At 60.9% G+C, this 26,724-nt stretch carries 27 protein-coding genes and 1 pseudogene; 18 read left to right on the top strand and 10 right to left on the bottom strand.

Features of this window, described 5'->3' with window-relative positions; translation table 11 throughout:
• Positions 1 to 10: 10 nt before the first annotated feature.
• Positions 11 to 943: a sugar ABC transporter substrate-binding protein gene (locus BFP95_RS28180; protein WP_065872138.1), complete on the bottom strand. Its 933-nt coding sequence runs from the start codon at positions 941 to 943 to the stop codon at positions 11 to 13.
• Between the two features lie 51 nt (positions 944 to 994).
• The gene (locus tag BFP95_RS28185; RefSeq protein ID WP_049712752.1) at positions 995 to 2,002 is read right to left on the bottom strand and encodes an ABC transporter permease; all 1,008 of its coding nucleotides are present in this window, start codon (positions 2,000 to 2,002) and stop codon (positions 995 to 997) included.
• Positions 2,003 to 2,363: 361 nt separating this feature from the next.
• Between BFP95_RS28185 and BFP95_RS28190 the strand changes: the two genes are divergently transcribed.
• The 3 genes from BFP95_RS28190 to BFP95_RS28200 are packed head-to-tail and all read left to right on the top strand — an operon-like array spanning position 2,364 to position 5,603.
• Positions 2,364 to 3,200 carry a transketolase gene (locus BFP95_RS28190; RefSeq protein WP_065911018.1) on the top strand — a complete coding sequence of 279 codons (837 nt, stop codon included), beginning with the start codon at positions 2,364 to 2,366 and terminating at the stop codon, positions 3,198 to 3,200.
• Positions 3,190 to 4,122 carry a transketolase family protein gene (locus BFP95_RS28195; RefSeq protein WP_065911019.1) on the top strand — a complete coding sequence of 311 codons (933 nt, stop codon included), beginning with the start codon at positions 3,190 to 3,192 and terminating at the stop codon, positions 4,120 to 4,122. The genes BFP95_RS28190 and BFP95_RS28195 overlap by 11 nt, the downstream gene beginning before the upstream one ends.
• A 5-nt stretch (positions 4,123 to 4,127) precedes the next feature.
• Positions 4,128 to 5,603 (top strand): FGGY family carbohydrate kinase, encoded by a 1,476-nt coding sequence (locus tag BFP95_RS28200; RefSeq protein ID WP_065911020.1) that lies wholly within the window; start codon positions 4,128 to 4,130, stop codon positions 5,601 to 5,603.
• A gap of 151 nt (positions 5,604 to 5,754) precedes the next feature.
• On the opposite strand, the pseudogene BFP95_RS28205 reads toward BFP95_RS28200, so the two are convergent.
• Positions 5,755 to 6,018: pseudogene (locus tag BFP95_RS28205) on the bottom strand (ABC transporter substrate-binding protein); the annotation flags it as partial.
• Between the two features lie 336 nt (positions 6,019 to 6,354).
• On the opposite strand from BFP95_RS28205, the gene BFP95_RS28210 reads away from it, so the two are divergent.
• The 5 genes from BFP95_RS28210 to BFP95_RS28230 are packed head-to-tail and all read left to right on the top strand — an operon-like array spanning position 6,355 to position 11,483.
• Positions 6,355 to 7,293, top strand: a complete 939-nt coding sequence (locus tag BFP95_RS28210) for an aliphatic sulfonate ABC transporter substrate-binding protein (protein WP_065881958.1) — start codon at positions 6,355 to 6,357, stop codon at positions 7,291 to 7,293.
• Complete coding sequence (locus tag BFP95_RS28215) at positions 7,290 to 8,615, top strand: LLM class flavin-dependent oxidoreductase (RefSeq protein WP_065911021.1); 1,326 nt, start codon at positions 7,290 to 7,292, stop codon at positions 8,613 to 8,615. Before BFP95_RS28210 ends, BFP95_RS28215 begins: the two co-directional genes overlap by 4 nt.
• A gap of 51 nt (positions 8,616 to 8,666) precedes the next feature.
• A complete protein-coding gene (locus BFP95_RS28220) occupies positions 8,667 to 9,725 on the top strand; it encodes an ABC transporter substrate-binding protein (RefSeq protein WP_065911022.1) in 1,059 nt (352 codons plus the stop codon).
• Positions 9,712 to 10,701, top strand: a complete 990-nt coding sequence (locus tag BFP95_RS28225; protein ID WP_065911023.1) for an ABC transporter permease — start codon at positions 9,712 to 9,714, stop codon at positions 10,699 to 10,701. The genes BFP95_RS28220 and BFP95_RS28225 overlap by 14 nt, the downstream gene beginning before the upstream one ends.
• Entirely contained in the window at positions 10,695 to 11,483 is a 789-nt protein-coding gene (locus BFP95_RS28230; RefSeq protein WP_065890798.1) for an ABC transporter ATP-binding protein, read from the top strand. The genes BFP95_RS28225 and BFP95_RS28230 overlap by 7 nt, the downstream gene beginning before the upstream one ends.
• Here the strand turns inward: BFP95_RS28230 and BFP95_RS28235 are convergent, their stop codons facing one another.
• A complete protein-coding gene (locus BFP95_RS28235) occupies positions 11,484 to 12,338 on the bottom strand; it encodes an AraC family transcriptional regulator (protein ID WP_065911024.1) in 855 nt (284 codons plus the stop codon). It abuts the gene before it with no gap.
• Between the two features lie 110 nt (positions 12,339 to 12,448).
• Here BFP95_RS28235 and BFP95_RS28240 point away from each other — a divergent pair, with 110 nt between their 5' ends.
• On the top strand, positions 12,449 to 12,859 hold the full coding sequence (locus BFP95_RS28240) for a hypothetical protein (protein WP_065890800.1): 411 nt from the start codon (positions 12,449 to 12,451) through the stop codon (positions 12,857 to 12,859).
• A gap of 128 nt (positions 12,860 to 12,987) precedes the next feature.
• On the opposite strand, the gene BFP95_RS28245 is transcribed toward BFP95_RS28240, so the two are convergent.
• Positions 12,988 to 13,335: a hypothetical protein gene (locus tag BFP95_RS28245; protein WP_065911025.1), complete on the bottom strand. Its 348-nt coding sequence runs from the start codon at positions 13,333 to 13,335 to the stop codon at positions 12,988 to 12,990.
• 91 nt (positions 13,336 to 13,426) lie between these two features.
• On the opposite strand from BFP95_RS28245, the gene BFP95_RS28250 reads away from it, so the two are divergent.
• Positions 13,427 to 13,771 carry a hypothetical protein gene (locus BFP95_RS28250; protein ID WP_049712765.1) on the top strand — a complete coding sequence of 115 codons (345 nt, stop codon included), beginning with the start codon at positions 13,427 to 13,429 and terminating at the stop codon, positions 13,769 to 13,771.
• Positions 13,772 to 13,826: 55 nt separating this feature from the next.
• Positions 13,827 to 14,735, top strand: a complete 909-nt coding sequence (glsB, locus tag BFP95_RS28255) for a glutaminase B (RefSeq protein WP_049712766.1) — start codon at positions 13,827 to 13,829, stop codon at positions 14,733 to 14,735.
• A gap of 97 nt (positions 14,736 to 14,832) precedes the next feature.
• Here glsB and BFP95_RS28260 read toward each other — a convergent pair whose 3' ends face one another.
• The 4 genes from BFP95_RS28260 to BFP95_RS28275 all read right to left on the bottom strand — a co-directional run bounded on the left by BFP95_RS28260 (position 14,833) and on the right by BFP95_RS28275 (position 18,521).
• Complete coding sequence (locus tag BFP95_RS28260; RefSeq protein WP_065911026.1) at positions 14,833 to 15,333, bottom strand: signal peptidase II; 501 nt, start codon at positions 15,331 to 15,333, stop codon at positions 14,833 to 14,835.
• A 72-nt stretch (positions 15,334 to 15,405) separates the two neighbouring features.
• The gene (locus BFP95_RS28265) at positions 15,406 to 15,645 is read right to left on the bottom strand and encodes a DUF6124 family protein (RefSeq protein WP_065911027.1); all 240 of its coding nucleotides are present in this window, start codon (positions 15,643 to 15,645) and stop codon (positions 15,406 to 15,408) included.
• 505 nt (positions 15,646 to 16,150) lie between these two features.
• Complete coding sequence (locus BFP95_RS28270; RefSeq protein ID WP_065872155.1) at positions 16,151 to 17,395, bottom strand: saccharopine dehydrogenase family protein; 1,245 nt, start codon at positions 17,393 to 17,395, stop codon at positions 16,151 to 16,153.
• Between the two features lie 28 nt (positions 17,396 to 17,423).
• Positions 17,424 to 18,521 (bottom strand): carboxynorspermidine decarboxylase, encoded by a 1,098-nt coding sequence (locus BFP95_RS28275; RefSeq protein WP_065890804.1) that lies wholly within the window; start codon positions 18,519 to 18,521, stop codon positions 17,424 to 17,426.
• A gap of 369 nt (positions 18,522 to 18,890) precedes the next feature.
• Between BFP95_RS28275 and BFP95_RS28280 the strand changes: the two genes are divergently transcribed.
• From BFP95_RS28280 to BFP95_RS28310, 7 genes are all read left to right on the top strand, one after another.
• On the top strand, positions 18,891 to 19,910 hold the full coding sequence (locus BFP95_RS28280) for a LacI family DNA-binding transcriptional regulator (RefSeq protein WP_065911028.1): 1,020 nt from the start codon (positions 18,891 to 18,893) through the stop codon (positions 19,908 to 19,910).
• On the top strand, positions 19,894 to 20,898 hold the full coding sequence (locus BFP95_RS28285) for an ABC transporter substrate-binding protein (protein ID WP_065872158.1): 1,005 nt from the start codon (positions 19,894 to 19,896) through the stop codon (positions 20,896 to 20,898). Before BFP95_RS28280 ends, BFP95_RS28285 begins: the two co-directional genes overlap by 17 nt.
• Positions 20,899 to 21,717 (top strand): ABC transporter permease, encoded by an 819-nt coding sequence (locus tag BFP95_RS28290; protein WP_065872159.1) that lies wholly within the window; start codon positions 20,899 to 20,901, stop codon positions 21,715 to 21,717.
• The gene (locus tag BFP95_RS28295) at positions 21,714 to 22,508 is read left to right on the top strand and encodes an ABC transporter permease (RefSeq protein WP_065872160.1); all 795 of its coding nucleotides are present in this window, start codon (positions 21,714 to 21,716) and stop codon (positions 22,506 to 22,508) included. Before BFP95_RS28290 ends, BFP95_RS28295 begins: the two co-directional genes overlap by 4 nt.
• Complete coding sequence (locus BFP95_RS28300) at positions 22,505 to 23,536, top strand: ABC transporter ATP-binding protein (RefSeq protein ID WP_065911029.1); 1,032 nt, start codon at positions 22,505 to 22,507, stop codon at positions 23,534 to 23,536. Before BFP95_RS28295 ends, BFP95_RS28300 begins: the two co-directional genes overlap by 4 nt.
• 9 nt (positions 23,537 to 23,545) lie before the next feature.
• Positions 23,546 to 24,379: a phosphodiesterase gene (locus BFP95_RS28305; RefSeq protein ID WP_065911030.1), complete on the top strand. Its 834-nt coding sequence runs from the start codon at positions 23,546 to 23,548 to the stop codon at positions 24,377 to 24,379.
• Between the two features lie 137 nt (positions 24,380 to 24,516).
• Positions 24,517 to 25,836 (top strand): OprD family porin, encoded by a 1,320-nt coding sequence (locus BFP95_RS28310; RefSeq protein WP_065872163.1) that lies wholly within the window; start codon positions 24,517 to 24,519, stop codon positions 25,834 to 25,836.
• A 171-nt stretch (positions 25,837 to 26,007) separates the two neighbouring features.
• On the opposite strand, the gene BFP95_RS28315 is transcribed toward BFP95_RS28310, so the two are convergent.
• On the bottom strand, positions 26,008 to 26,493 hold the full coding sequence (locus BFP95_RS28315) for a GNAT family N-acetyltransferase (RefSeq protein ID WP_065872164.1): 486 nt from the start codon (positions 26,491 to 26,493) through the stop codon (positions 26,008 to 26,010).
• Positions 26,494 to 26,724: the final 231 nt, after the last annotated feature.

Here is a 26,724-nt window from a genome sequence, read left to right on the forward strand (position 1 = left end):
CCTCCAAGGTTTACGGGTGCTGTTGCAGGAACGGCGCGACGTTGTCTTTGGTGGTCAGCACGGTGGGCAGCAGTTGTTCCTTGGGCACGTCTTTGCCGGCCTTCAGGTCAATCGCCGACGCCACCGCCAGGCGGCCCATCTTCTGCGTCTGCTGGGTCATAGTCGCGTTCAGCACACCGCTTTGCACCGCCTTGAGCCCGGCGACGTCACCGTCAAAACCAACCACCACGACCTTGTGATCCAGGTTGCCGACTTTCACTGCCTGTGCAGCGCCCAACGCCATGGCATCGGCACGGCCGAAAAACACGGTGATGTTCGGGTCACGCTGGAGCAAGTCCTGGGCGACGGCGAAGCCTTTGTCCTGGGCCCATTCGGCGGGTTGCTGGGCGACGACTTTGAGGTCCGGGAAGGCTTTCAAGCCTTCTTCGAAGCCTTTGGCTCTATCGTTTTCAGGCGTGGTGCCGAGCTGGCCTTGCAGGATCGCGATGCGGCCCTTGCCGTCGGTGATCTTGCCGACGTATTCGGCCAGCGTCTTGGCACCTGCCACGCTGTCGCTGGCGATAAAGGTATCGCCCGGCGCGTCAGGGGCGTTGCGGTCGACGGCGATCACCGGGATGCCGGCGGCCTTGGCGGCTTTGACTGGCACACCGGCGGCGGTCGCACCGGCAGGGATGTAGATCAGCACGTCGATCTGGCGGGTGATCAGGTCTTCAATCTGGCTGACCTGGGTAGACGAGTTGCCCTGGGCGTCCACGGTGATCACCTTGATCCCCTTGGCCTTGCCCTCGGCTTCCACCGATTGCTTGATCTGGTTGAAGAAGTCGGCCTGCAGGTTGGCCACGGCGAGGCCGATGGTCAGGTCCTTGGCCCAGGTGGTGCCGGCAGCGGAAAGGGTGGCGGCAGCGAGAGCGGTGGCCAACAGCAGTTTCTTGGGGCTGAACATGTCGGTGACTCCTGGTTTTATTGTTGGAGGGTGTCAACTGTCGAACAGGTTTTAACGGGCAGTGCTGGAGCGGCGTCGCAGGGTGTCGATGGTCACGGCGAGGGCGATCACCACGCCGATCACCACTTGTTGGATAAAGGGCGAGACGCCCAGCAGGTTGAGGCCATTGCGCAGCACGCCAATGATCAGCACGCCCACCAGGGTGCCGCCGATGCTGCCGACGCCACCGTTAAGGCTGGCGCCGCCAATCACCACGGCGGCGATGGCGTCCAGTTCCAGGCTCAGGCCGGCGCTGGGTTGGGAAGAATCGAGGCGCGCAGCCAAGGTCACGGCGGCGATACCGGCGAGGGCGCCACTGATGGCGTACACCCACAACGTAATCGCGCGCACCTTGATACCCGACAGCCGCGCAACTTCCGGGCTGCCGCCCATGGCGTACAGGTTGCGGCCACCGGCACGAAAGCGCAGGAACACCCAGGCCACTACCAGCATCACCAGGAAAAACCCGACCGTCGCCGAGAGAAAACCGAAATGCCGCACCGTGGCCAGATTGGTAAACCACTCCGGGTAGCCGACAATCTGCCGGCCTTCGGTGAGGATATTCGCCAGGCCACGGGCCACCGACATCATGGTCAGCGTGGCAATGAATGGCGGCAACTTGGCATAGGTAATCAGCGCGCCCGACACCAGCCCGGCGAGCATGCCGGTGGCGATCGAGATCGGAATCGCAAAGCCCAGCGGCACGGCCTGATCCTGATAGAGCCAGCCGAGCATCATCATTGAGAAGGCCAGCACCGACCCTACCGACAGGTCGATGCCGCCGATCACGATCACGGCGGTCATGCCAATCGCCAGGATGCCCAGCACCGTGACCTGATCAAGGATGTTCAGGCCATTGCGTAAAGAGAAGAAGAATTCCGAACTGAAGGAGAAGACCAGCACCAGCAGCACCAGGCCGATCAGCGGGCCGCCGATGTTGCTGGGGAGCAGTTTCACCAGCCGTGGGCGGTGGGGCGGCTTGAGTTCGGCCGGGTGCTGGACAATAGCTTTGGCGTCCACAGTGTTCTCCTGATTTATTTTTTTTGGAGTGCTTTCAGGCGGCTTGAATATTTATGCGTGCCTGACTGTTAATTCAGATTCCAGTGCCACCGTGTCAAAGTCAAGCGCTTAATTTTTCAGGTATGTCTCTAGAACGCTGCTTTCACCGGGCGCAAAGCCACGGGATAGAGTGGTGCGCGTGGGATTTTGGCCGTTTGTCCGAGGGGTCTTTTCGAGTTTTATTTCATTTTTCCACTGTTCGCTCACTTGACCTGCCGGGCGTTCGGCGTCTAAATATAAATATATTGTCACTGCTGAATAAATATTCAAACACAGCTTTTGGCACTTTCAACTCGCGTGGTCAGCCCACAGGAGCCGCTGCATGAATGCCTTCCAGTACGACGCCCACCAGATCAAAGAACAGGCCCGCCTGATCCGGCGCCATGTGATCCGCCTGAATGCCGACTCTCCGGCCGGCGGCCACACCGGGGCGGACCTGTCGGAAACCGACATCCTCGCCACCCTGTATTTCCGCATTCTCAATACCGGCCCGGAGCGCACCGAAGACCCGGAGCGGGATATCTACATCCAGAGCAAGGGCCACGGCGTCGGCGGTTTGTATTGCTGCCTGGCGCAGGCGGGCTACATCCCCACCGAGTGGTTGCCCACCTACCAACACTTCAATTCCCACTTGCCCGGCCACCCGGTACGCCAGAAAACCCCTGGCATCGAACTGAATACCGGCGCCCTCGGCCACGGTCTGCCGGTGGCGGTGGGGCTGGCGTTGGCGGCGAAGATGTCCGGCAGTAAAAAGCGCATCTACGTACTCACCGGCGACGGCGAACTGGCCGAAGGCTCCAACTGGGAAGCCGCGATGGCAGCGGCCAAGTACGGCCTGGATAACCTGTTTGTGATCGTCGACAAAAACAAGCTGCAGCTGGCGGGGTTGACGGCCGACATCATGCCGCTGGACCCGCTGGACGTGAAATGGGCCGCCTTTGGCTTCAGCGTCAGCGAATGCGACGGCAACGATGTGGGCCAGTTGATCGCAGCCCTCGAAACCATGCAGACCAAGACCGGCGCGCCCCAGGTGCTGATCGCCCATACCATCAAAGGCAAGGGCGTGTCGTTTATCGAAGCCCGCCCCGAATGGCACCACCGCGTGCCCAAGGGTGACGAAATCAACGCAGCACTGGAGGAGTTGAATCATGGCGAGTGAACATTTGGCGAGCGTCATGGTGGACGCCTTTATTGCCGCCGTCGATGCCGGGCTCGACGTGGTGCCGGTGGTCAGCGACTCCACCTCCACGGCCAAGATCGGGCCGTTTGCGCAGCGTTTTCCCGACCGCCTGATCAACGTTGGCATCGCCGAGCAGTCGCTGGTCAGCGTTGCGGCGGGGCTGGCATTGGGCGGTAAGATCGCCGCCACCTGCAATGCGGCGCCGTTCCTGATTTCGCGGGCCAATGAACAGATCAAAGTGGACGTCTGCTACAACCAGGCCAATGTGAAGATGTTCGGTCTGAATGCCGGCACCAGCTATGGCCCGTTAGCCAGTACCCACCACAGCCTCGACGATATTTCGGTAATGCGTGGCTTTGGCAATGTGCAGATCTTTGCCCCTGCCGATGCCGTCGAGTGCCGGCAGATTGTCGATTACGCGCTGCGGTATGAGGGGCCGGTGTACATCCGTCTCGACGGCAAGGCCTTGCCCGACGTTCATGGCGCCGATTACCAATTCAAACCCGGGCACGTGGATATCCTGCGCCAGGGTGCAGACCTCAGCATCGTCGCCTTGGGGTCGGTGGTGCACGAAGCGGTCGACGCGGCGGCGTTGCTGGCGGAGCAGGGCATTGAGGCGCAGGTGATCAACCTGTCGTCGATCCGCCCCTTGCAGCGTGATGTGCTGTTGAGCGCGTTGCGTGGCACGCGCGCGGTGATCACTGTCGAAGAACACAACATCAATGGCGGTGTCGGCAGCCTGGTCGCCGAAGTACTCGCCGAGGCCGGCCTGGGCATTGCGCTGACTCGCCTGGGCATCGGCGATGGCGAATACGCCGCCGCGGGCGCCCGGGAACCGACGCGCGCCTTGCATAACATCGACGTGGCTGGGATTGTGGCGGCTGCCACTCGGTTGCGGTGAACGTCATGAATAATCCTACGCCGCTGATCCTGGCGATAGATGAAGGCACCAGCAACGCCAAGGCGGTGCTGGTCAACGAGCTCGGGCAGGTGATAGCACGCGGCTCTCGGCCATTGAGCATCATTCATCCACAGCCGGGTTTTTCTGAGCAGGATCCGCTGTTGATCTGGCACAGCACCCTGGCCGCCATTGAAGAATGCCTGGCTCAGGTGGATCGGCCAGTCACTGCATTGGCCATCAGCAACCAGCGTGAATCGGTGGTGGCCTGGGATCGACATACCGGTGAAGCACTCTCGCCGTGCATCAGTTGGCAGTGCCGGCGCTCCACGGCGTTATGTGCCCGGCTGCACGCGCAAGGTCATGAGGCGCTCGTTCTGGAAAAAACCGGTTTGGCCCTCGACCCGATGTTTTCCGCCGGCAAGTTTCGCTGGATTCTCGACCACCTGGAAAATGGCCATGCCCGCGCCGCTGCGGGTGATATCTGCCTGGGCACGGTCGACAGTTGGCTGCTGTGGAAACTCAGCGGCGGCCAGGTATTTGCCACCGACTATTCCAACGCCGCGCGCACGCAATTGTTCAACCTGCACACCTGCGCCTGGGACCCAGAGCTGTTAGCGCTGTTCGCCATCCCGCTGGCGGCACTGGCGCCGATTCGGCCCAGCGCCGGCTTCTTCGCCGAAACCGTCGCGGTGGGCGGCTTGCCCGCCGGCATCCCGGTGATGTCGATGATCGGCGACTCACACGCCGCACTCTACGGGCAGGGTGGTTTTGCGCCCGGCCTGGTGAAAGCCACGCTTGGCACCGGCTCATCCTTGATGACGCCCATGAGCGGCCCGATTGCCTCCACTCACGGCCTTTCGACCACACTGGCCTGGCACGACGGCGGCACACCGACCTTCGGCATGGAAGGCAATATCGTCCACACCGGTGCCGCCGTGCAGTGGGCTTCGCGGCTGGTGGCCGGGGAATCCCTGGACGCCTTGACGGAGCAGGCCGCGCAACTGCCCGACAACGGCGGCGTGTATTTCGTGCCGGCGCTGTCCGGGCTGGGCGCGCCACATTGGAAAGCTGACGCACGCGGGTTGATCTGCGGGCTGACCGAAGCCACGTCCGGCGCACACATCCTGCGTGCTTCACTGGAATCCATCGGTTATCAGATCCGTGATGTGTTCGAAGCGATGCAGCAGGACATCGGCAGCCCGTTGAAGGCGTTGTGGGTGGATGGCGGCGCGACGCGCAACCGCTGGCTGATGCAGTTCCTGGCCAACCTGCTGCAACGCCCGGTGGTGCGCAGCCTGTCACCGGAGGTGTCGGCATTGGGCGCGGCGCACCTGGCGGGCAGGGCGTCGGGAGTGTGGGCGAGCGATGAAGCGCTGGGCGCGTTGGAGCGCCAGCGGGAGCGGTTTGAGCCGCAGGAAGATCCGGCGATGGCGGGGCGTTATGGCGAGTGGAAAAAGGCCTTGAGCCGTACTCTTCTCTAACTATTTATGCAGCCTAAAAGTGTGGGAGCTGGCTTGTCGAATCGTCGCACCGCTGCGATAGCGGTTTTTCAGCCAATATTTTCATTGCTGACCCACCGCCATCGCAGGCAAGCCAGCTCCCACAATTGATCGAGTTGTGCCTGTTATTCGCTTAAGGCTTCCAGGTCTGCACATCCTTCGCATCCACCGCCTTGGGCAACAACCCCGCCTTGAAGAATGCATCGGCAATCTTCTGCTGTTCACCCAACTGATCGATCGTCACCGGCTGCACCTGATAACTGCGGTGTGCATTCGCCGCTTCAACCGTGGCGACATCCAGATTGCCCCACAACGGGCCGAGCACTTTAGCCGCGTCCTGCGGGTTGGTTTTCACCCACTTGCCCGCTTTTTCCAAAGCGTCATACACCACCTTCAACGCGCCCCACGATAGCCTGGGCCTCGGCGCTTATGCCGATGGAAAAAGCCAGCAACCCGATTACTGCGGCGAGGGGACGACGTATGGACATGGTGTGCTCGATCTCTAACGAAATAGATTTGAGCTTAAGGTTCTAAAAACTATTCGCTAAATACTCTTTCGATCTTAGCTTAGGGCGCTTTTTCCAGGTTCCGACGAATTGGGCATAACCATAGAATTATAGGGTTCTTTCATAATTTCTCGTCATTAATATAATCGAATTAACTCTACTGCCAGGCCTTGCGCGGGTTTTTGGCATATGCAGCTCTTTTCATTTCTCCCACGCCAAGGTCTTCCATGACGTTCAAGAAACTTATTGTTGCCGCCAGTTTGCTGTTCGCCGCTGCGGCGGCCCATGCCGAGCAAAGCCTGGATATCAGCTACCAGCGTTCGTCCACCTTGTGGATCCTGCTCAAGCAAAATGGCCAGTTGGAACAGCGCCTCAAGCCGCTGGGTTTCACAGTTAACTGGCATGAGTTCAGCACCGGCCTGCTCAGCTCGCTCAACGCTGGCAGTGTCGATCTGCACGCCGATGTGGCCGACGCCTTTGCCCTGTTTACCCAGGCCGCGGACGCGCCGTTGACCTACTACGCCCAGGAAAACTCATCGCCGAGTGCCCAGGCGATCATCGTCCAGGAAAAATCACCGATCCACAGCATCGCCGACCTCAAGGGCAAGACCGTCGCCGTATCCAAAGGCTCGGGCAGCAACTTCCTGCTGATCTCTGCGCTAAAAAAAGCCGGGCTGACGCTAAGCGATATCACCCCGCGTTACCTGGAAGCGCCGGATGGCGGCGCCGCCTTCGCCAATGGCAGCGTGGACGCCTGGGTGATCTGGGACCCGTTTCTCGCCACCCAGCAACTCGATCATCATGTGCGTGTGATCGCCGATGGCAAGGACGGCTTGGCCGACTACAACCGCTTCTACCTGGCCACCACTCAGTTCGCCAACGCCCACCCGGACGTGTTGCAGGTGACCTTCGACACCCTGCGCGAGACCGGCCAATGGGTGAAGGCCCATCCCAAGGAAGCCGCCGAAATACTTGGCCCACTGTGGGGCAATATCGCCCCTGCCACGGTGGAGCGCGCGAACAGTCGCCGCAGCTACGACATCATTCCCGTGAAGGTTGAACACCTCGCCGAACAACAACGCATCGCCGACACCTACTACGCCGCCAAGCTGATTCCCAAGGCGTTGAAGGTCAGCGCAATCACCGTGTGGACACCCAAACCATGAGCCGCCAAATCCATTTATCCGCGTTCCTGTTGAGTGGGCCGGTGGTGCACAGCCATGCGGTGTGGCGCCACCCGGAAACCGTCGGCAATTACCTCGACCCCGAGTATTACGCACGGGTAGCCAAGGTGGTGGAGGAGGGGCTGTTCGACTTCCTGTTCTTCGCCGATCGCCTCGCGGTGGGTGACCATATGGGCGGCTCCCGCGAGTTCGCCTTGCGCTACGGCGCCCAGGACGCCACGCGCCTGGACCCGTTGCCGATCCTCTCTTACCTGGTGGGCAAGACCACCAAGCTGGGCCTGGGCGCCACCCGCTCCACCACCTATTACGAGCCGGCGCACATTGCCCGTGAATTCGCGACCCTCGACCACCTGTCCAAGGGCCGTGCAGCGTGGAATATCGTCACCTCGATGAACGACAGCGAAGGGCGCCTGTTCGGCAAGGACAAGCACCTGGAACACGACCTGCGCTACGACCGCGCCGACGAGTTTGTCGAAGTCGCGCTGAAGCTCTGGAACAGCTGGGGCAAGGACGCGCTGAAGCTGGATCGCGAAAGCGGGGTGCTGGCTGACCCTGAGCTGATCCGTTCGGTGCAGCATCAGGGCGAGTGGTTCAAGGTTGAAGGCCCGCTGAATATTCCGCGCACGCCCCAGGGCCGGCCGGTGCTGATCCAGGCCGGTTCTTCGGGGCGTGGCCGGCGTTTTGGTGCGCGTTGGGCCGAGGCCATTTTCACCATTCACCCGCACTTGGCGGCGATGCGCGCGTTTCGTGATGACGTACGTGCCCAGGTCGTGCAACAAGGCCGTGCCGCTGACAGCTGCAAAGTGCTCACGGCGGTGATGCCGTTTATTGGTGGCAGCGAAGCCGAGGCCCGCGCCAAGCGCGACAAGCACAACGCGCTGGCACGTCCGGAGTTGGGGTTGGTGACCTTGGCTTCGCAGCTGAATGTCGACCTGTCGCCATTCCCGCTGTCGGCGACGCTGGCCGAGATCGCTCAGTCGCCCCAGATCCCTCGGGCGGCCGCTGAAAAGCTATTGATGCAAGGCCCGGAAACCACCCTCGAACAACTCGGCCGCATCTTCGCCAGTAGCGTGCGTGTGCCCCAGTTGGTGGGCACCGGCGCACAAATCGCCGACCAGTTGGCCGAGCTGTTCGAGCAGGGCGGTTGCGATGGGTTTGTGATTTCGCCGGGGTATCTGCCGGGCTCGTTCACGGAGTTTGTGGAGAGTGTGATTCCGCATTTGCAGCGCAAGGGGTTGTTCCGCACGGCGTATGAGGGGACGACGCTGCGCGAGCACCTGGGCCTCGCTGATCTCACACGCTGAACGCCCACATGTCATATCCGCAAATCTATCAATTTAGAAGGGACACTTTGCATGACTGATTTCGATTATTTAACCCGTCGTCGCCTGCTTGGCCTGGCCGGTATCACCCTGGCCAGCCTGTCGCTGCCGCGCCTCGGCTTCGCTGCCGACGCGCATGCCGGCCATAATGTCGCCCAGGAACCTGCCGGCACCGGTGAGTTCATCCGCCTCGACGCACCGCGCAAGTTGAAACTCGCCGTCAACCTGAACGCCGTGTGCCTGGCCCCGGTGGTGATCGCCCACGGCCAGGGCTTTTTCACCAAGCACAACCTGGACGTGGAACTGGTCAACTTCGGCAACTCCACCGAAGTGCTGTTGGAAGCGATTGCCACCGGCAAGGCCGATGCCGGCGTGGGCATGGCGCTGCGTTGGCTCAAGGCACTGGAACAGGGTTTTGACGTGAAACTCACCGCCGGCACCCACGGTGGCTGCCTGCGCTTGCTCAGTGCGGTGAATGGCGGCGTGACCAAACTCGAAGACCTCAAGGGCAAGGCCATTGGCGTGACCGACATGGCCAGCCCGGACCGCAATTTCTTCTCGATCCTGCTGAAAAAACACGGTGTCGACCCGGTACGTGACGTGGAATGGCGTCTGTTTCCAGCCGACCTACTCGGCACTGCGCTTGAGCGCGGCGAAGTGCAGGCGGTGAGCGGTAGCGACCCCTTCATGTACCGCCTGATCAAGTCTGGCGTGGCGAAGGAGCTGTCCACCAACCTGGTGGAGGAGTACGCCAACCTCAGCTGCTGCGTGGTCGGTGTCACCGGCAAGCTGGTGCGTGAAGAAAAGCGCGTGGTCGCGGCACTGACCCAGGCGATCCTCGAAGCTCACGACTATTCGGTGCAACATCCGGAAGAAGTCGCCAAAGGCTTCCAGGCCCATGCGCTGAACACCTCGGTGGAGGAAGTGCAGGCGATCCTCCACGACCACACCCACGGTCACCACGCGGTGGGCGCGGCGCTGACCCAGGAAATCCTCACCTACATTACCGACCTGAAAACCGTCGAGGTGATCAGCAAGAGCACCGACCCGTTGGAGTTTGCCAAGGAGATCACCGCCGATGTCTTCAGCTGATGCAACAACCCTGAACCCCTCCCTGGCGTTCAAAGTCTGGTGGCAGGGCGTGGCGGTGGTCGGGGCCTGGGCCGCCGTTGCGCTGTTGATCAGCTACTGGCCCAACGCGACACGCAACTGGCCGATGACCCAAGGCTTGGCCAACCTGTGTGTGGCTGTGGCGGCGCTGTTCATCGTGCTGAGCCTGCTGGGGCGCAAGCTGCCAGGGCTAGGCCTGCGCTTGCGTAATGCCGGCCCTTGGTTGATCGCCTTGCCGGTGCTACTGGGTATCTGGGAGTTGGCCACCGCCAAGCTGGCGCTGTTGCCGGTGCCGTTTTTTGCGCCGCCCCAGGCCTTGCTGGCGGTGTATCTCGAAGACTATCCGCGACTGGCCGACAGCCTGCTGCATTCGGCGTTGCTGCTCGGCTCGGGCGTGGCCCTGGGCGCGATCACCGGGTTTATTGCCGGGGTGGCCATCGGTTGGTCCACGCGCATCGGCTACTGGTTGCACCCGGTGCTGCGCATCCTTGGCCCGGTGCCGTCAACGGCGTTGTTGCCGCTGTGTTTTTTCCTGTTTCCGAGCAGTTGGAGCGCCAGCGTGTTTCTGATCGCCCTGGCCACGTGGTTCCCGGTCACGGTACTGACTTGGTCCGGCGTGTCGAGCGTGGATCAAGCCTATTACGACGTGGCCCGCACCTTGGGCGCCAAGCAGGGCTTCCTGGTTTTCAAAGTGGCGATTCCCGCGGCTTTGCCTCACGTGTTCGTTGGCCTGTTCATGGGCCTGGGCGCTTCATTTTCGACCCTGGTGGTGGCGGAGATGATGGGCGTCAAATCCGGCATCGGCTGGTACCTGCAATGGGCCCAAGGGTGGGCCGCCTACGCGAATATGTACGCCGCATTGCTGATCATGGCACTCGCCTGTTCGGGGTTGATCACCGGGTTGTTCCTGGTGCGTGATCGGTTGCTGGCTTGGCAGAAAGGATCAATGAAATGGTAGCCCTGGCACACGCAGTATCGGCGTCGGAAGGCTTGGCGCTGCGCATCGAAAACCTCAGCCATGGCTTTGCCCTGGACGGGCAGCACCTGCCGGTGTTGGAGCGGGTATCTCTGGAGGTAGCGTCGGGAGAGTTCGTGGCCTTGCTCGGACCGTCGGGTTGCGGCAAATCCACCTTGCTGCGTTTGGTGGCCGGCCTGGAACCTGCGGATTCCGGCCGCTTGCTGGCGGATGGTGAAGCCATCACCGGCCCGGACCCGAGCCGCGTGGTGGTGTTCCAGGACCCGACGCTTTACCCGTGGCGCCGCGTGTGGGACAACGTGGCGGTCGGCCTGGAAGCCCAGGGTCTGCTCAAGACCCATTCGGCCAAGGTCGATGAAACCCTGGAAAAAGTCGGCCTGAGTCAGTTCGCCCGTGCCTATCCTCGGCAACTGTCCGGTGGCATGGCGCAGCGGGTGGCTCTGGCCCGCGCACTGGTCAATCAACCGCGCCTGCTGATCCTCGATGAGCCCTTAGGCAAGCTCGACTCCTTGACCCGCATCACCATGCAAAAAGAGCTGATCGACCTGTGGCAGCGCCAGGGCTACACGGCGTTGCTGGTGACCCATGACGTGGAAGAAGCCCTGCTGCTGGCCAACCGGGTGATTGTGTTCAGCGACCGTCCGGCAAAAATCCAGGCGCAATTGAGCATCGATCGGCCGTATCCGCGGCACCGGGATGATCCTTATCTGGTTGACCTGCGGCGCCAGATACTAGGCCTGCTGGGGTTGGGCGGTAGCTGGTAGTCATTCAGGCTCAGCTTCTTTCAGCGCAATGGCCTGGGGCATCGCGCTGAATGCTCCGGCGCGGTCTGCCAGGTAACGCGCCGGCGGCTGGCCCACCGCCTTGCGGAACATGGTGATAAAGCCGCTGGCGTTCTCATAGCCGAGCTCCAACGCCACCGTTTGCACGCTCTGGCCTTTGGCGAGGCGCTGCAACGATAGGATCACATGCAACTGCCGGCGCCAGCGGCCAAAGCTCAGCCCCAGTTCCTCCAGCAGCAGGCGCGTCATGCTGCGTTCGCTCATGCCGATGCGCACCGCCCATTGGCCGAGGGTGGCTTTGTCCGCCGGTTCGGCCAACAAACTATCGGCCAGGCGACGCAGTCTAGGGTCCTTGGGCATGGGCAAATGCAAGGCTTCGATAGGGGCGGCTGCCAGTTCATCCAGCAGCGTATTGATCAAACGGCCCTGGGCACCCCCTTCGTCATAGAGCTGCGGGAAACTCACGGCCTTGCTGATCAACTCATGCAACAGCCCCGACACGGCCAACGTGCAGCATCGCGGGGGCAGGGCGCATGCGACGCCAGGGTCGATCAACAGGCAATAGACTTCCGCTTCGCCAGACCCGCGCGCCGCGTGGGACGTGCCGCCGGGAATCCACAGTGCACATTGCGGCGGCACGATCCAGATACCCGCCTCGATCTCGCAATGGATGATCCCGCGCAGGGTGTACATCAACTGGCCCTTGCGATGGGCATGTTGCGCATGTTCCCAGGTGTCCGACGTGCTCGTGGCGGTCACGGCCACCACGGCGCGGGGGAACACATCGGCGTCCTTGGCCATCAGCGGGTCGTGCATGTCAAGGCGATGGTGCTTCATGGCGTGGATCGCAAGTTGGCTGAATTGCGAAACAGTCTGGCTATCCTGTGCAATGCCGTCTAGTGGTGCGGTGGATATAGTGAGATCCGTTCTCAACAAGGAGCTCTGCCATGCGACTCGACAGCACAACATTCCCAGTGGTGAAAATCGTCTTTGATGCGCCCAGCGAGAGAGGCCCGGAAGATGCCTTCCGGATTTTCGAAAGCCTGTTGGCCCGTCAGCAATCCTTCGTGTTGCTGCACGAAAAAACCGTGGATGAAAACAACCACGAACACTCCCACGAGGAACGCAAGCACGCCTCGATCTGGATGAAGAAAAACAAACAGGCGCTGCGTGCCTACGTCAAAGGCATGATCCAGGTGGAACCCAGCGCTGCACAGCGCCTAGCGCTCAAGCCGTTCGCCGCGATGTTCGGCAAGGCGTGGGGGTACCCGTTGCTGGTGGTGGAGTCCAAAGACCAGGCGTGGGCACTGGCGCGGGATGTGCTGGATGAGCGGGTGTCGGATGTGGCGCATTTTTGAAGGGTAATGTGGAGCAAAAAATGTGGGAGCGGGCTTGCTCGCGAATGCGTTTGATCAGTGGATACATCGTTAACTGATACACCGTATTCGCGAGCAAGCCCGCTCCCACATTTGTTCGGTGGCGAGGCTCAGTCCACGCAAATCGCCCGGCCGAGCTTGCCTTTTTCCACCGTCGCCGAGCAGCCGAAGTGGCTGTTGTCCACCTGGCACGCGCCTGTCACCGGGCCATTGCCCGTTTGGGTGGTGACACTGGTCTGGCACTCGCCATCACACTGACTAGAGTCGGTACACGCCTTGCCTGCATCCTTGTACGGCGTGATGCATGTCCAGCTCTGCAACTTGCCGACTTGCTTCATCGTGCCGCCGCCTGCCAGGCAAGTCGACGCGGTGGAGTCTTGCGCAGGTGGCGTGGTGGGCGCTGTTGAGGTGCAAGCCGATACCAACAGCAGGGCGGCCAGGCCGATCATCAATTTCATGCAAAAGTCCTCATAGGGTAAGCGCAGCGGTGCAGTGTACGGGCAATTGGACTACTTTGATTGACGAGCGATCCCTACCCGGTACTTACCCATGCACACGTTATGGAAGCGGTATTTGGCTTTGCTGGAAAACGATCTGAGCACGCAGATTTTTGACAACGTGAAAAACCTGCTGGTGTGTGCGCTGTTGTTTGCGGCGGGGACCAACACGCTCGTGGGCCAGCAGGACCTGTTTATCGGGGTGTTTGCCTCCAGCGTGGCTGGCTGGGGGCTGATTGTGCTGTCGACGCTGTTGATGCTGTTGAACGTCAGCGATGGCATCCGTCGATTGGCCAAGTTGCGTTATCACCTGGCGCTGCAGCTGTTGTTGATCCTGGTGTATCTGGTGGTGGCCGAGCGGGTGGTAGAGATTGTGTGGGGCTTCCGCGCGCATTGAAGTATCCTCCGCGCCCCGCTTATCACTGATTCAAAGACAGATGACAGGACAAGACATGCAGGCGCTGCTGGACTCGATCCTTGACGAAGTTCGTCCATTGATCGGCCTCGGCAAAGTCGCCGACTACATCCCCGCGCTGGCCGATGTACCCGCCAACCAGATCGGCATCGCCGTGTACGGCAACGACGGCTCGGCCTACCGCGCCGGTGACGCCGATACGTTGTTCTCGGTGCAGAGCATTTCCAAGGTGTTCAGCCTGGTGCAGGCCATCGACCACGGCGGCGAAACCATCTGGGAGCGCTTGGGCCACGAACCGTCCGGGCAACCGTTCAACTCCATGGTGCAGTTGGAGTTTGAACGCGGCCGGCCGCGTAATCCCTTCATCAACGCCGGCGCGCTGGTGATCTGCGACATCAACCAATCGCGCTTTGCCGTGCCGATCCTGTCGATGCGCGACTTTGTACGGCGCCTGTCCGGCAACCCGCAGATCCTGGTGAACAGCGTCGTCGCCGATTCCGAAGCCCAGCACGGCGCGCGCAACGCGGCCATGGCTTACCTGATGAAGTCCTTCGGCAACTTCCACAACGACGTAGACGCGGTGCTGCACAGCTACTTCAACTATTGCGCGTTGCAGATGAGCTGCCTGGACCTGGCCAAGGCCTTCAGCTTTCTCGCCAACGAGGGCACCAGCGCCCACAGCGGCGAGCAGATCCTGACGGCGCGCCAGACCAAGCAAGTCAACTCGATCATGGCCACCAGCGGGCTGTATGACGAGGCAGGGAATTTCGCCTATCGCGTGGGGTTGCCAGGCAAAAGCGGGGTCGGCGGCGGGATCGTCGCGGTGGTGCCGGGGCAGTTTACGGTGTGCGTGTGGTCGCCGGAGCTGAACGCGGCGGGGAACTCGCTGGCGGGGATGAAGGCGTTGGAGTTGTTGAGTGAGCGGATTGGGTGGTCGGTGTTCTAAGGTGGAATGGCGTTGATCTGCTGAAATGCAATCTACCAGCACCATGATTTCCCTGTGGGAGCGGGCTTGCCCGCTCCCACAGGGGTTAGCGATCACTTTAGGCCTTACGTTTCAAAAACAAATCCATCATCAAGTACAGCGCTCCAGCGGTGATCGCGATATCGGCGATATTGAACACGCCGGTATGCGTCGGTCCGACATTCAGGACCATGTAGTCGACCACATGACCGTCGCGAAAGACGCGGTCTATAAGGTTGGCAATGCCACCCAACGCAATCGCATACAGCGGCAAGACCTTACGCAGCGGTTGGCTCCAGTTGGAAAGCGACCACCACATCGCCCAGGCCACCACTACCGCCACGCCAACGATAAAGATCAACTGTTTGACCTGCGACGGCAAAGCCGCGCCCAGGCTCAGGAAGGCGCCTGGGTTCAGGCTCAGTTCCAATGCGAGGTTGATGGGGTTAGAGCCGATTTTGAAACTGTTGGCTTGCAGTGAAACCAGGGCCAGTAGTTTGACGAGTTGGTCGACGGCAACAAAGGCGATACCGGCGAGGAGTGCGAAGGTGCGGCCTCGCAGTAGGGGGGACGTGCTCAAGCGGTAACTTCCTGTTTGGGGGCGGTCGATAGAGCGCCCGAAGATAGCTCAGGCGTTCTATCCCGTCTATCTTCAAGCCGCCGGGTGGGCTGCGTCCAATGCCTTGTCGACCAGCAGTTGCACACCTTCGAGCATGCGGCAGATACCCAGCGCGACGTTGCGTTGAGCACCGTCGATTTCAAAGGCCAGGTGAGTGGCGATATCGTTGATGGAGGCCAGGTCCTGGGAGGCGTTGACCAGCAGGGTTTCCGTGCCTAAGTCGGCGCGGACGGTGAAGAGTGTTTCTGGGGGATTTGGACTGTCTTTGATCATGGTAAAGCTCCTTTGTAAATGGAGCTGCCACGATTCGCGGTCAAACGAATTAGGGTGGCAGCTATACGCGGGTTGACCGACCGGCCAAAGAAGCAAAACCGGCATACCCGAAGATATCCCGCGTACAGCTGCCGCGACACAATACAACAGGCGTAAAAAAAACGCCGAAGATCGGTGTAGGTGCAGTTGCTCTTTGAAGTCGGACGGTCAAATCCGGTCGCTGAATTGGCAGCGACGGCAGAGAGGTTAGTCAGCGAACTTCCGAGCGACAACCTGAAACGGTTGTGGGAAATATCCGAGAATCCGGGGCGCAGTGCCATCCCTGTGGGAGCTGGCTTGCCTGCGATGCAGTGTGTCAGCTAGCACATCACGCACTGGAAGACCGCTATCGCAGGCAAACCAGCTCCCACATGTTGATCTTCATTCTTCTTTGGGATTTATGTGAGCCCCAACAAAAAATGCGCCCCTGAGGGCGCATTTTTTTGTTCGGTCAGCTATCGCCTATTCAGGCAGTCGCATCCCAAGCACGATCACCATTCTCGTCTTTAATCCGAGTTGGCAACCCCATCACGTCCAGCGCCTTCAGGAACGGCTCAGCCGGCAGTTCCTCGACGTTGGCCATGTGCTTCACATCCCACTCACCACGGGCAACCAGCAGCGCAGCGGCTACGGGTGGAACGCCTGCGGTGTACGAAATGCCCTGGCTGTCAGTCTCGGCAAAGGCTTCTTCATGGCACGCCACGTTGTAGATGAACATCTCACGCGGCTGGCCGTCCTTGGTGCCTTTGACCAGGTCGCCGATGCAGGTCTTGCCGGTGTAGCCGGGCGCGAGCGAAGACGGGTCGGGCAGCACGGCCTTGACCAGTTTCAGCGGCACGACTTCCAGGCCTTCGGCGGTGGTGACCGGCTTCTCGGAGAGCAGGCCGAGGTTTTTCAGTACGGTGAACACGTTGATGTAGTGTTCGCCGAAGCTCATCCAGAAGCGCACGTTGGGCACGTCGAGGTTTTTCGACAGGGAGTGCACTTCATCGTGGCCGGTGAGGTAAAGGTTCTGCGAACCGACGACCGGCAGGTCGTCGGTGCGTTTGACTTCGAACATGGTGTTGCTGGTCCACTGGCTGTTCTGCCAGCTCCACACCTGTCCGGTGAACTCGCGGAAGTTGATTTCCGGGTCGAAGTTGGTGGCGAAGTATTTGCCATGGGAGCCGGCATTGACGTCGAGGATGTCGATCGAGTCAATGCGGTCGAAATGCTGTTGCTGCGCCAGCGCGGCGTACGCGTTGACGACACCTGGGTCGAAGCCCACGCCAAGGATGGCGGTGATGTTCTTCTGTTTGCACTCTTCCAGGTGGTTCCATTCGTAGTTGCCGTACCACGGCGGGGTCTCGCAGACCTTGCCCGGCTCTTCGTGGATGGCGGTGTCGAGGTACGCAACGCCCGTGTCGATGCAGGCACGCAGTACCGACATGTTGAGGAACGCGGAACCCACGTTAATGACGATCTGCGATTCAGTCTCGCGGATCAGGGCCTTGGTCGCTTCCACGTCCAGGGCGTTCAGCGCGAAGGCTTGGATGTCGGCGGGAACCTTGAGGCTACCCTTGGCCTTGACGCTGTCGATGATGGCCTGGCATTTGGAGATGTTGCGCGACGCGATAGCAATACGACCGAGTTCGTCGTTGTGCTGCGCGCACTTGTGGGCCACCACCTTGGCGACACCTCCTGCACCAATGATAAGAACGTTCTTTTTCAATTGCTTTATCTCTCCTTTATCCGCCAGCTTACGAAAGGCTGGACAGGTAGTCGTCGTAACCAAATTCACGAACCACCTCGACTGTACCGTCGAGTTGTTTCACTACGATGGACGGCATTTTCAGGCCGTTGAACCAGTTTTTCTTGACCATGGTGTAGCCCGCGGTGTCGATGAACGACAGCCGATCGCCGATGGCCAGCGGACGATCAAATTGATACTCACCGAAAATGTCCCCGGCCAGGCAGGATTTGCCACACACCATGACGGTGTGTTCACCCTCGCTCGGTGCCAGCTTGGCATTGAGGCGATAGATCAGCAGGTCCAGCAGGTGGGCTTCGATGGAGCTGTCTACCACGGCGAGGTTTTTGCCGTTGTAGAGGGTGTCGAGCACGGTCACTTCCAGGGAGGCGCTGTTGGTGATCGCCGCTTCGCCGGGTTCCAGGTAGACCTGCACGCCGTACTTCTCGGAGAACGCCTTCAAGCGCGCGCAGAACGCGTCCACGGCATAGTCTTCACCGGTGAAGTGGATGCCGCCGCCAAGGCTGACCCACTCGACCTTGTGCAGCAGCGCGCCGAAGCGTTCTTCGATGGTGCCGAGCATCTTGTCGAACAGGCTGAAATCGCCGTTCTCGCAGTTGTTGTGGAACATGAAGCCGGAGATCTGATCAATGACGCCTTCGATCTTCACCGGGTCCCATTCGCCGAGGCGGCTAAACGGGCGCGCCGGGTCCGCCAGGAGGTAGTCGGAGCTACTCACCTGTGGGTTCACGCGCAGGCCACGGGTCTTGCCTTCGGAGCGTTCGGCAAAGCGCTGCAGCTGGCTGATCGAGTTGAAGATGATCTTGTCGCAGTGCTCCAGCATCTCTTCGATTTCATCGTCGGCCCAGGCCACGCTGTAGGCGTGCGCTTCACCTTCGAATTTCTGGCGGCCGAGCTTCAACTCGTACAGCGACGACGAGGTGGTGCCGTCCATGTATTGCTGCATCAGGTCGAACACCGACCAGGTGGCAAAGCACTTGAGCGCCAGCAACGCCTTGGCGCCGGACTGCTCGCGCACATAAGCAATCTTCTGCATGTTGACCAGAAGTTTCTGTTTATCGATGAGGTAGTACGGCGTTTTGATCATTTTTGAGAGCCTGCGGCGGTGCCTGCCAAAAAAGGACAGGCATTGTGCCCGCACTTGGATTGAATCGAAAGGTTAGTGGGCGGAATTTGCTGCACCCAGTTTTCAATCGTAGTTGCGAAGTATGACTGTCTATAGGCATACACAGGTCGAATGTGGGCGCTGGCTTGCCTGCGATAGCGGTGGGTCAGTGCCAACAGTACTGGCTGATAGTCCGCAATCGCAGGCAAGCCAGCTCCCACCTTTGATCATCACCCAGCGGGAGAGGGCGCTTAATGCTCAGTGACATCAAACCGTCATCTCCCCACCACCGTCCTGCCACATTCCCCCGCTACTGTCCTCGCCAATGAGATCGATCTCAAGCGAGTGACAATGACTGACCTGAAAGACGTTGCGCGCCTGGCTGGCGTATCCCGCGCCACCGCCGCCCGCACTTTTGCTTCCCCTGATCAAGTGCGCCCGGCCACCCGTGAACAGGTGTTCGCCGCCGCCCGCGAGTTGGGGTTTCGGCCCAATCTGCTGGGCCGCCAACTGCGCCTGCAAACCACCCAGTTGATCGGCGTGGTGGTGCCCAACCTGCTCAACCCGGTGTTCGCTGAACAGTTCCAGGCCATGGAGCGCGCTGCACGGTCGCGCGGCTACAGCCTGTTGCTGGCGACCACCGACTACAGCAGCGAACGTGAGTGCATTGTGGTGGAAGAACTGCTGCGCCAGCGCGTCGACGGCTTGGTACTGACGGTCACCGATGCCGAAAGCAACAGCGTGCTCAGCAGCCTGAACACCGAGCAGACCCCGTTCGTGCTGGCGTATCACCAACCGAGCAACCCCAACTACAGCGCTGTGTCGGTCGACAACCGCGCAGGCATGGCCCTCGCCACGCGATATCTGCTGGAAGCCGGGCACCGCCGCATCAGCATGGTCGCCGGGCCCGCGTTGCAATCGGACCGTGCTCGCCTGCGCTACGCCGGCTACTGCGATGCCATGCAGGAATACGGCCTCAAGAGCCGTCCGGTGATCGAAATGCCGGCCCACACCCAGGCTGAATTCGCCGCCATCGAACCTTTACTCCAGGGCGCCGAGGCACCCACCGCCTTGGTGTGCTCCAACGACTTCCTGGCGATCAGCCTGATTGCCGAACTGCGTCGCCACGCCTGGAACGTGCCCCAACAGCTTTCGGTGATGGGCTTCGACGGCATCAGCCTCGGTACCCAGATGCACCCGACCCTGTGCAGCGTGGTGCAGCCCATTGCGCTATTGGCCAGCACCGTGATTGACCAACTGCTGGCGCAAATCGCCGGCAACACCCCGACGTCCCATTGCCTGCCTTGCCATATCCGGCCCGGCGAAAGTACTCAACCCTACGAGGAGACCCTTGATGCGCGCACTCAGTAAAACCCTGGCAGCCCTGTTGCTGTGCGGTGCGGCCAGCCTGGCCCAGGCCGCCGAAACCGCGATCTGCTACAACTGCCCGCCGGACTGGGCCGATTGGGGCACCCAGCTCAAGGCCATCGCCGCCAGCACCGGCGTGCAAGTGCCGCTGGACAACAAAAACTCCGGCCAGTCCCTGGCGCAATTGGTGGCGGAAAAAGCCGCACCGGTCGCCGATGTCGTTTACTACGGCGTGACCTTCGGCCTGCAGGCGCAAAAAGCCGGCGTGGTCGACACCTACAAACCCAAGGCCTGGGACCAGATCCCCGCTGGCCTCAAAGACCCGGCCGGCCATTGGTTCGCGATCCACTCCGGCACCTTGGGCATCATGGTCAATGTCGACGCGCTCGGCGGTTTGCCGGTCCCGCAAAGCTGGGCTGACCTGCTCAAGCCGGAATACAAAGGCATGGTCGGTTACCTCGATCCGTCCAGTGCCTTCGTCGGCTACGTGTCGGCAGTGGCGATCAACCGCGCCATGGGCGGCGACCTGGACAACTTCGCCCCGGCCATCGACTACTTCCAGAAACTCGCGAAAAACGCGCCCATCGTGCCCAAGCAAACCGCCTATGCGCGGGTGCTCTCCGGCGAATTGCCGATCCTGGTGGACTACGACTTCAACGCCTATCGCGCGCGCTACAAAGACAACGCCAACGTCGCCTTCGTGATTCCGAAAGAAGGCAGCATCAGCGTGCCCTACGTGATGAGCCTGGTCGCCAATGCGCCGCACCGCGCCAATGCCGAAAAAGTCCTCGACTTCGTGCTGTCGGACGAAGGCCAGGCGCTTTGGGCCAAGGCTTACTTGCGCCCAGTGCGTCCAATGAAAATGCCGGCTGACGTGGCTGCGCAGTTCCTCCCGGACAGCGACTACGCCCGTGCCGGTGTGGTGGACTACGAAAAAATGGCCGCTGTGCAGGAAGCCTTCGCCGCCCGATACCTTAACGAGGTCAAGTAAGTGGCCGCATCGGCAAGACATGCAGCCTGGGCGCTGGCCCCGGCTTTTGCGGTACTGCTCGCGTTCTGGTTGTTGCCGCTGGCGCACCTGATGGTGCTTGGCGCCGAGAGCCGCGACAGCAGCGGCAGCGGCTATTGGCAGGTGCTCAGCAGCGCGCAGTACCTGGGCAGCCTTGGGCAAACCCTGATCCTGGCAGTGGTGGTGACGCTGGTCGCTTTGGTGATTGGCGGCATCAGCGGCGTGTTCCTCGCCCGCCAGCAGTTTTTCGGGCGCTCGGCGCTGGTGGCGTTGCTCACTTTTCCTTTGGCCTTTCCCGGCGTGGTGGTGGGCTTTCTGGTGATTTTGTTGGCAGGCCGCCAAGGCCTGCTGGCCTCACTGGGCCTGCAACTGGCCGGGGAACGTTGGATCTTCGCCTACTCATTGGCGGGGCTGTTTGTGGGCTACCTGTACTTCTCGATTCCGCGAGTAATTCTCACGGTAATGGCCGCCTGTGAAAGCCTCGACCGCAGCCTGGAGGAGGCCGCGCATTCACTGGGCGCAGGGCACTGGCGCGTGGTCTGCGACGTGATCGTGCCCGGTTTGGCACCCGCGTTGGCGTCCTGTGGGGCGATCTGCTTTGCCACGTCCATGGGCGCTTTCGGCACCGCCTTTACCTTGGGCACGCGGCTCAATGTCACCCCGGTGGCGATCTACAACGTATTCACCAACTACGCCAATTTTGCCGTCGCCGCTGCGCTGTCGGTGGTACTCGGTGCGGTGACCTGGGCGGTGTTGCTGCTCACGCGACGCCTGGTGAAAAACGCGGGGACTGTGCTGTGAAACGCTCATCGCTGTTTGTGATTCAACTGCTGTTCACCCTGCTGGTGTGCGCCTTCATGCTGGTACCGGTGCTGATGTCGTTGCTGGCCGGGCTGACCCGCAACTTTTTCGTGGGTGTGTCCAGTGGCTTGACCTTTGATTGGATTATTCAGGTGTGGCAGGCCTATTCGCCGACTGTGTGGCTGTCGCTGCAATTGGCCTTGGCCTGCGCGGTGTGCGTCTGTGTCATCGGTGTGCCGGCCGCCTACGCCTTGGTGCGCATGAACAACCGCTTCAGCCGCGCCTTCGAGGAGCTGATGGTGCTGCCGGTGGCCATGCCCGGCTTGGCCAGTGCGTTGGCTTTGCTGCTGACCTACGGCCAGTTCGGCAGCTTCCGCAGCAGTTGGCTGTTCATCCTCGTCGGTCATGTGCTGTTCACTTTGCCGTTCCTGGTACGCCCGGTGATGGCGGTGATGCAACGCCAGCAATTGCCGGTATTGGAGGAAGCAGCGGCCAGCCTGGGTGCAGGTCCGATAAAGCGCTTTTTCAGCGTGGTGGTACCTAATTGCCGGGCGGGGATTCTGGCGGGTGTGCTGATGGTGGTCACCTTGTCCCTGGGTGAATTCAACCTGACCTGGATGCTGCACACGCCGATGACCAAAACCTTGCCGGTCGGCCTGGCCGACAGCTACGCCTCGGCCCGGCTGGAAATCGCCAGCGCCTACACCCTTATCTTTTTGCTGATGATCGTGCCGCTGCTGATTGCGTTGCAGGCCATCAGTGCCCGTTTGTCCCGTGGAGAGCGTCGATGACCGCTATCACTATCCGCCTGCAAGGCTGTCGCAAGGCGTTCGCCGACGGCACCGTGGCCGTGCATGACTTGAATTTGACCGTTGAAGGCGGCGAAACCCTGGCGATCCTTGGCCCGTCCGGCTGTGGCAAAACCACCACCCTGCGCCTGATTGCCGGCCTGGAACGCCCGGATGTGGGCCAGGTGTTTTTCGGTGACCAGAACGTGACCCGCCTGCCCATTGAACGCCGTGACGTGGGCATGGTGTTTCAGAACTACGCGCTGTTTCCCAACCTGGATGTGGCGGGCAATATCGTCTACGGCCTGAAAATTCGCGGTATGTCGGCACCGGAGCGCAACAAGCGTTGTGATGAATTGCTGGAATTGGTGGGTTTGCAGGACCACGGCAAGCGCAGCATCCATGAACTCTCCGGCGGTCAGCGTCAGCGCGTGGCGTTGGCCCGTGCGTTGGCGCCGCGCCCCAAGGTTTTATTGCTGGATGAACCTCTGGCAGCGCTGGATGCGCAACTGCGCGAACGCCTGCGCAGTGAGCTGAATGAACTGTTGCGCGGTCTCGGCATTACGTCAGTGTTCGTCACCCACGACCAGGGTGAGGCCATGGCCCTGGGCGATCGTATCCTGGTGATGGAGCACGGTCGCGTCGCCCAGTTGGCCAGCCCACGGGACATCTACCAGAAACCGGCCAACGCCTTCGTCGCGGGCTTTGTCGGCAACCTTAACGCTTTCGTGGTGATCGAGCCGTCAGCCCATGGCTTGAAAGTCTGCGGCGGCGAGTTGCCGTGGCACGAAGCCAACCTGCCGGGCACGGTCTACTGCCGCCCCGAACACCTGCGGGTGATGGAGGGCGAAGGGCACCTGCACGGCCATCTGCTGGCGCAGTTTTTCCAGGGCGCGCAAAGCCGCCTGCTGGTGGATGTCGGCGGCCCGCAACCGCTGTTGGTCGACAGCAGCGACAACCAGCTGTACGCGGTCGGCGCGCCGATTGCCCTGGCGGTTGCGCCGCACATGTTGTTCACCCTGAATGCTTGAGAATCTATTGTGAATCGTCCGTTTCTAGTCGCGCAGATCAGCGACCTGCACCTCAAAGCCGGCCAGCGCCTGACCTATGGCGTTGTCGATACCCTGGGTGCGTTGCGCCGCGCCGTCGACCATTTGAACGCAAGCCACCCACGGCCCGATATCGTGGTAATCAGCGGTGACCTGGTGGACTTCGGCCGCGCCGATGAATATGCCGTGCTGCACCCCGAACTCGCACGCCTGCACATGCCGTGCTACCTGGTGCCTGGCAACCATGACACACGCGGGCCGTTGCTGGAGGCGTTCCGTGATCACCCTTATTTGCCACTGTCGGCAGATGGCCCGTTGGACTGGGTGGTGGACGAGTATCCGCTGCGCCTGATCGGCCTCGACTCCACCATTCCCGGCGGCCATGGCGGGCAGTTGCTGAACAGCCAATTGCAGTGGCTCGATGAGCAACTGGCGTTGCGTCCTGATGCACCCACCTTGCTGATCCTGCATCACCCGCCGTTCATCAGCGGCATCGGCCATATGGACCGCGAACCCTTCATCAACGCCGCTGGCCTGGAGCAGGTCGTCGCACGCCACCCGCAAGTGGAGCGGCTGTTGTGCGGGCATCTGCATCGGCCGATGCAGCGCCGTTTCGGCGGCAGTTTGAGTTGTGTGTGTCCCGGCACGTCTCACCAGATCGTGCTGGATTTGCAAGAAGCGGCGCCCGCGCATTTCAACCTGGAGCCGGCGGGCTATTTGTTGCATCGCTGGGAGGCGCAACAAGGTTTGATCAGCCACAACGGCGTGTTCGGGGAGTACCCGGGGCCGTATCCGTTTTATGACGCTCATGGATTGATTGACTGAGGTTTTACGGAGGTTCACTTCGCGCAACTAAGTCGTAAACGTTAGTTAACGCACCGGCCAAGCCGAGTTTGGCCACGTGCTTCCTGCTGCCCATTTTTTGCGCCCGGAACTTGGATTCCGCGCCGGAGTTCGTCCTGATGAAAGCCACTTTGAATGTAATAAGCGTATTGACCGGCGGCCTGGGCATTGCCCTGAGTCCCTTGGCCTCGGCTGATTTCTTGAGTGACAGTAAAGCCAACGTGAGCATGCGCAACTTCTACTTCAACAACGACAACCGTGACGGCGCCGCCGCACCGTCGAAGACCGAAGAGTGGGGCCAGGCGTTTATCCTCAACTATCAGTCGGGCTTTACCGATGGCACGGTGGGGTTTGGTCTGGATGCGGTCGGCATGCTCGGCCTGACCCTCGACAGCGGCGCCGGCCGCCATGTGGGCAGCTCGATGATCCCCAACGACGACGGTAAGGCCGCCGATAGCTGGAGCCGTGGCGGCGCCACCGCTAAGGCGCGTTTCGCCAAGACCGAGGCGCGCTACGGTTACCTGCGACCGAACCTGCCGATCCTGGTGAGCAACGATGGGCGCCTGTTACCGCAGTCGTTCGAAGGCGGGCAAATCACCAGCAAGGACATCGACAACCTGACCCTGGTCGGCGGCCAACTGCAACACACCACCGGTCGAGGCTCCAGTGATCGCAGCGGCCTGGCCGCGGCGGGTGGCACTCAGGAAAGCAACAAATTCAACTACGCCGGTGCCGACTACCAAGTGACCAAGGACCTGATGGTCCAGTACTACTACGCCAACCTTGAAGACTATTACCAACAGCACTTTGCCGGGCTGATCCACGTGTTGCCGCTCGGCGAATACGGCTCGCTGAAGACTGACCTGCGTTACTTCAAAACCACGTCCGACGGCAAAAACAGCACCGTCGCCGGTCGTGCCGAAGGCTACAAACTTGGCGGTTATACCAAGAACGGCACTGGTGAAATCGACAACAACACCTGGAGCGCAGCGTTCATCTATTCCCTGGGCCCGCACGCGATTACTGCCGGTTACCAGCAAGTCTCGGACGACAGCAACTTCGCGCAACTCAACCAGGGCGGCCTGGTGAATAAAGGGGAGGGTGGTTCCAGCCTGTACCTTTACACCGACCGCACCGTGCAGACCTTCATCCAGGCCGGCGAGCGCACCGCGTTTGCGCAATATGCCTATGACTTCGCGTCGCTCGGCGTGCCGGGTTTGAAGGCGTCGCTGATGTACTTGAAAGGCGACCATATCCTTACCGCCAGTGGCAACGATGCCAGCGAATGGGAGCGGGATATTTCCCTGGATTACGTGGTGCAGAGCGGTACGTTCAAGAACGTTGGGTTTGGCTGGCGTAATGGGGTTTCGCGCAGCGAGGTCGCACGGGATCAGGACCAGAATCGGCTGTTCGTGAGTTATTCGATTCCGTTGATGTAATTACTCTCAAAGCTCTGCAAAAACCAATGTGGGAGCCGTCGAGCCCCAGCGAGGCCGCGATGACGGCGGCATTGCCGATAGAGATGCCGCCTGACACACCGCCATCGCAGCCTCGCTGAAGTTCGACAACTCCCACAGTTGATCGATGTTGCTGAACGGACAGTGTCCGTCTCAGCAACGCTTCAGTGCCTTTGCATGCGTTGCCGTGTCATCCGCCACCTGATGAAAGCCACAGCGAAGATAAAACGCTGCGGCTTCGGGCGTATCGGTCGACAGGCGAACCGATTGGAACTGCGCGCGGGCATGTTCCAGCAGCTGTTGCACCAGTGCTTTTCCGACATTGCGACCGCGTACGGCGGGCGCAACGTACACGCGGCGGAGTCGTCCCGTGCCTGGAGGTGCATACGGGTCACAGTTAAGGCCGCCGATTGCGACCAGTTGCCCTTCACAAAATACGCCCAACAGGCACTCGCCCGGTTGGTCGAATCGGTTGGCGTGGTCGTCCCACTCGGTAATCAGGCGCGTCAGGAATCTGAAACCTTCGGCGATAGCTTGGGCTTCCAAGTTACGGATCTGTTCTGGAAGTCGTTCGAGTTTGCGTATCGAAGGAAGGTTGTCCTGGCATTTTCTGGAATGGCTGTGGTTGGTGGCATCCATGCTAATTCTGCTCTTGATAAATACCCACGCGATTACAACCCTGAAAACCCAGAAGATCAAATGCGGTAGCCGCCCCTGTAGTGAGCGGGCTCGCCCCGCGCTGGGTGGCGAAGCCGCCCTAAACCCAGGCGCCGCAATCTTTCTGAAAAACCGAGGTGGATTTATTGGGGCGGCTTCGCCGGCCAGCGCGGGGCAAGCCCGCTCACTACCTACCAACATGAGCAGATCTTG

The organism is Pseudomonas sp. 58 R 12 (assembly GCF_900005865.1).
Lineage (GTDB): Bacteria > Pseudomonadota > Gammaproteobacteria > Pseudomonadales > Pseudomonadaceae > Aquipseudomonas > Aquipseudomonas tritici.

Bases quoted from the DNA above. Each gene is read 5' to 3' on its own strand.
- BFP95_RS28265 (WP_065911027.1), bottom strand. From the start codon at position 15,645: ATGATCAAAGACAGTCCAAATCCCCCAGAAACACTCTTCACCGTCCGC.
- BFP95_RS28230 (WP_065890798.1), top strand. From the start codon at position 10,695: ATGGTAGCCCTGGCACACGCAGTATCGGCGTCGGAAGGCTTGGCGCTG.
- BFP95_RS28315 (WP_065872164.1), bottom strand. From the start codon at position 26,493: ATGGATGCCACCAACCACAGCCATTCCAGAAAATGCCAGGACAACCTT.
- BFP95_RS28240 (WP_065890800.1), top strand. From the start codon at position 12,449: ATGCGACTCGACAGCACAACATTCCCAGTGGTGAAAATCGTCTTTGAT.
- BFP95_RS28300 (WP_065911029.1), top strand. From the start codon at position 22,505: ATGACCGCTATCACTATCCGCCTGCAAGGCTGTCGCAAGGCGTTCGCC.
- glsB (WP_049712766.1), top strand. From the start codon at position 13,827: ATGCAGGCGCTGCTGGACTCGATCCTTGACGAAGTTCGTCCATTGATC.
- BFP95_RS28200 (WP_065911020.1), top strand. From the start codon at position 4,128: ATGAATAATCCTACGCCGCTGATCCTGGCGATAGATGAAGGCACCAGC.
- BFP95_RS28235 (WP_065911024.1), bottom strand. From the start codon at position 12,338: ATGAAGCACCATCGCCTTGACATGCACGACCCGCTGATGGCCAAGGAC.
- BFP95_RS28285 (WP_065872158.1), top strand. From the start codon at position 19,894: ATGCGCGCACTCAGTAAAACCCTGGCAGCCCTGTTGCTGTGCGGTGCG.
- BFP95_RS28245 (WP_065911025.1), bottom strand. From the start codon at position 13,335: ATGAAATTGATGATCGGCCTGGCCGCCCTGCTGTTGGTATCGGCTTGC.
- BFP95_RS28215 (WP_065911021.1), top strand. From the start codon at position 7,290: ATGAGCCGCCAAATCCATTTATCCGCGTTCCTGTTGAGTGGGCCGGTG.
- BFP95_RS28180 (WP_065872138.1), bottom strand. From the start codon at position 943: ATGTTCAGCCCCAAGAAACTGCTGTTGGCCACCGCTCTCGCTGCCGCC.
- BFP95_RS28250 (WP_049712765.1), top strand. From the start codon at position 13,427: ATGCACACGTTATGGAAGCGGTATTTGGCTTTGCTGGAAAACGATCTG.
- BFP95_RS28190 (WP_065911018.1), top strand. From the start codon at position 2,364: ATGAATGCCTTCCAGTACGACGCCCACCAGATCAAAGAACAGGCCCGC.
- BFP95_RS28275 (WP_065890804.1), bottom strand. From the start codon at position 18,521: ATGATCAAAACGCCGTACTACCTCATCGATAAACAGAAACTTCTGGTC.
- BFP95_RS28225 (WP_065911023.1), top strand. From the start codon at position 9,712: ATGTCTTCAGCTGATGCAACAACCCTGAACCCCTCCCTGGCGTTCAAA.
- BFP95_RS28310 (WP_065872163.1), top strand. From the start codon at position 24,517: ATGAAAGCCACTTTGAATGTAATAAGCGTATTGACCGGCGGCCTGGGC.
- BFP95_RS28195 (WP_065911019.1), top strand. From the start codon at position 3,190: ATGGCGAGTGAACATTTGGCGAGCGTCATGGTGGACGCCTTTATTGCC.
- BFP95_RS28220 (WP_065911022.1), top strand. From the start codon at position 8,667: ATGACTGATTTCGATTATTTAACCCGTCGTCGCCTGCTTGGCCTGGCC.
- BFP95_RS28210 (WP_065881958.1), top strand. From the start codon at position 6,355: ATGACGTTCAAGAAACTTATTGTTGCCGCCAGTTTGCTGTTCGCCGCT.
- BFP95_RS28280 (WP_065911028.1), top strand. From the start codon at position 18,891: ATGACTGACCTGAAAGACGTTGCGCGCCTGGCTGGCGTATCCCGCGCC.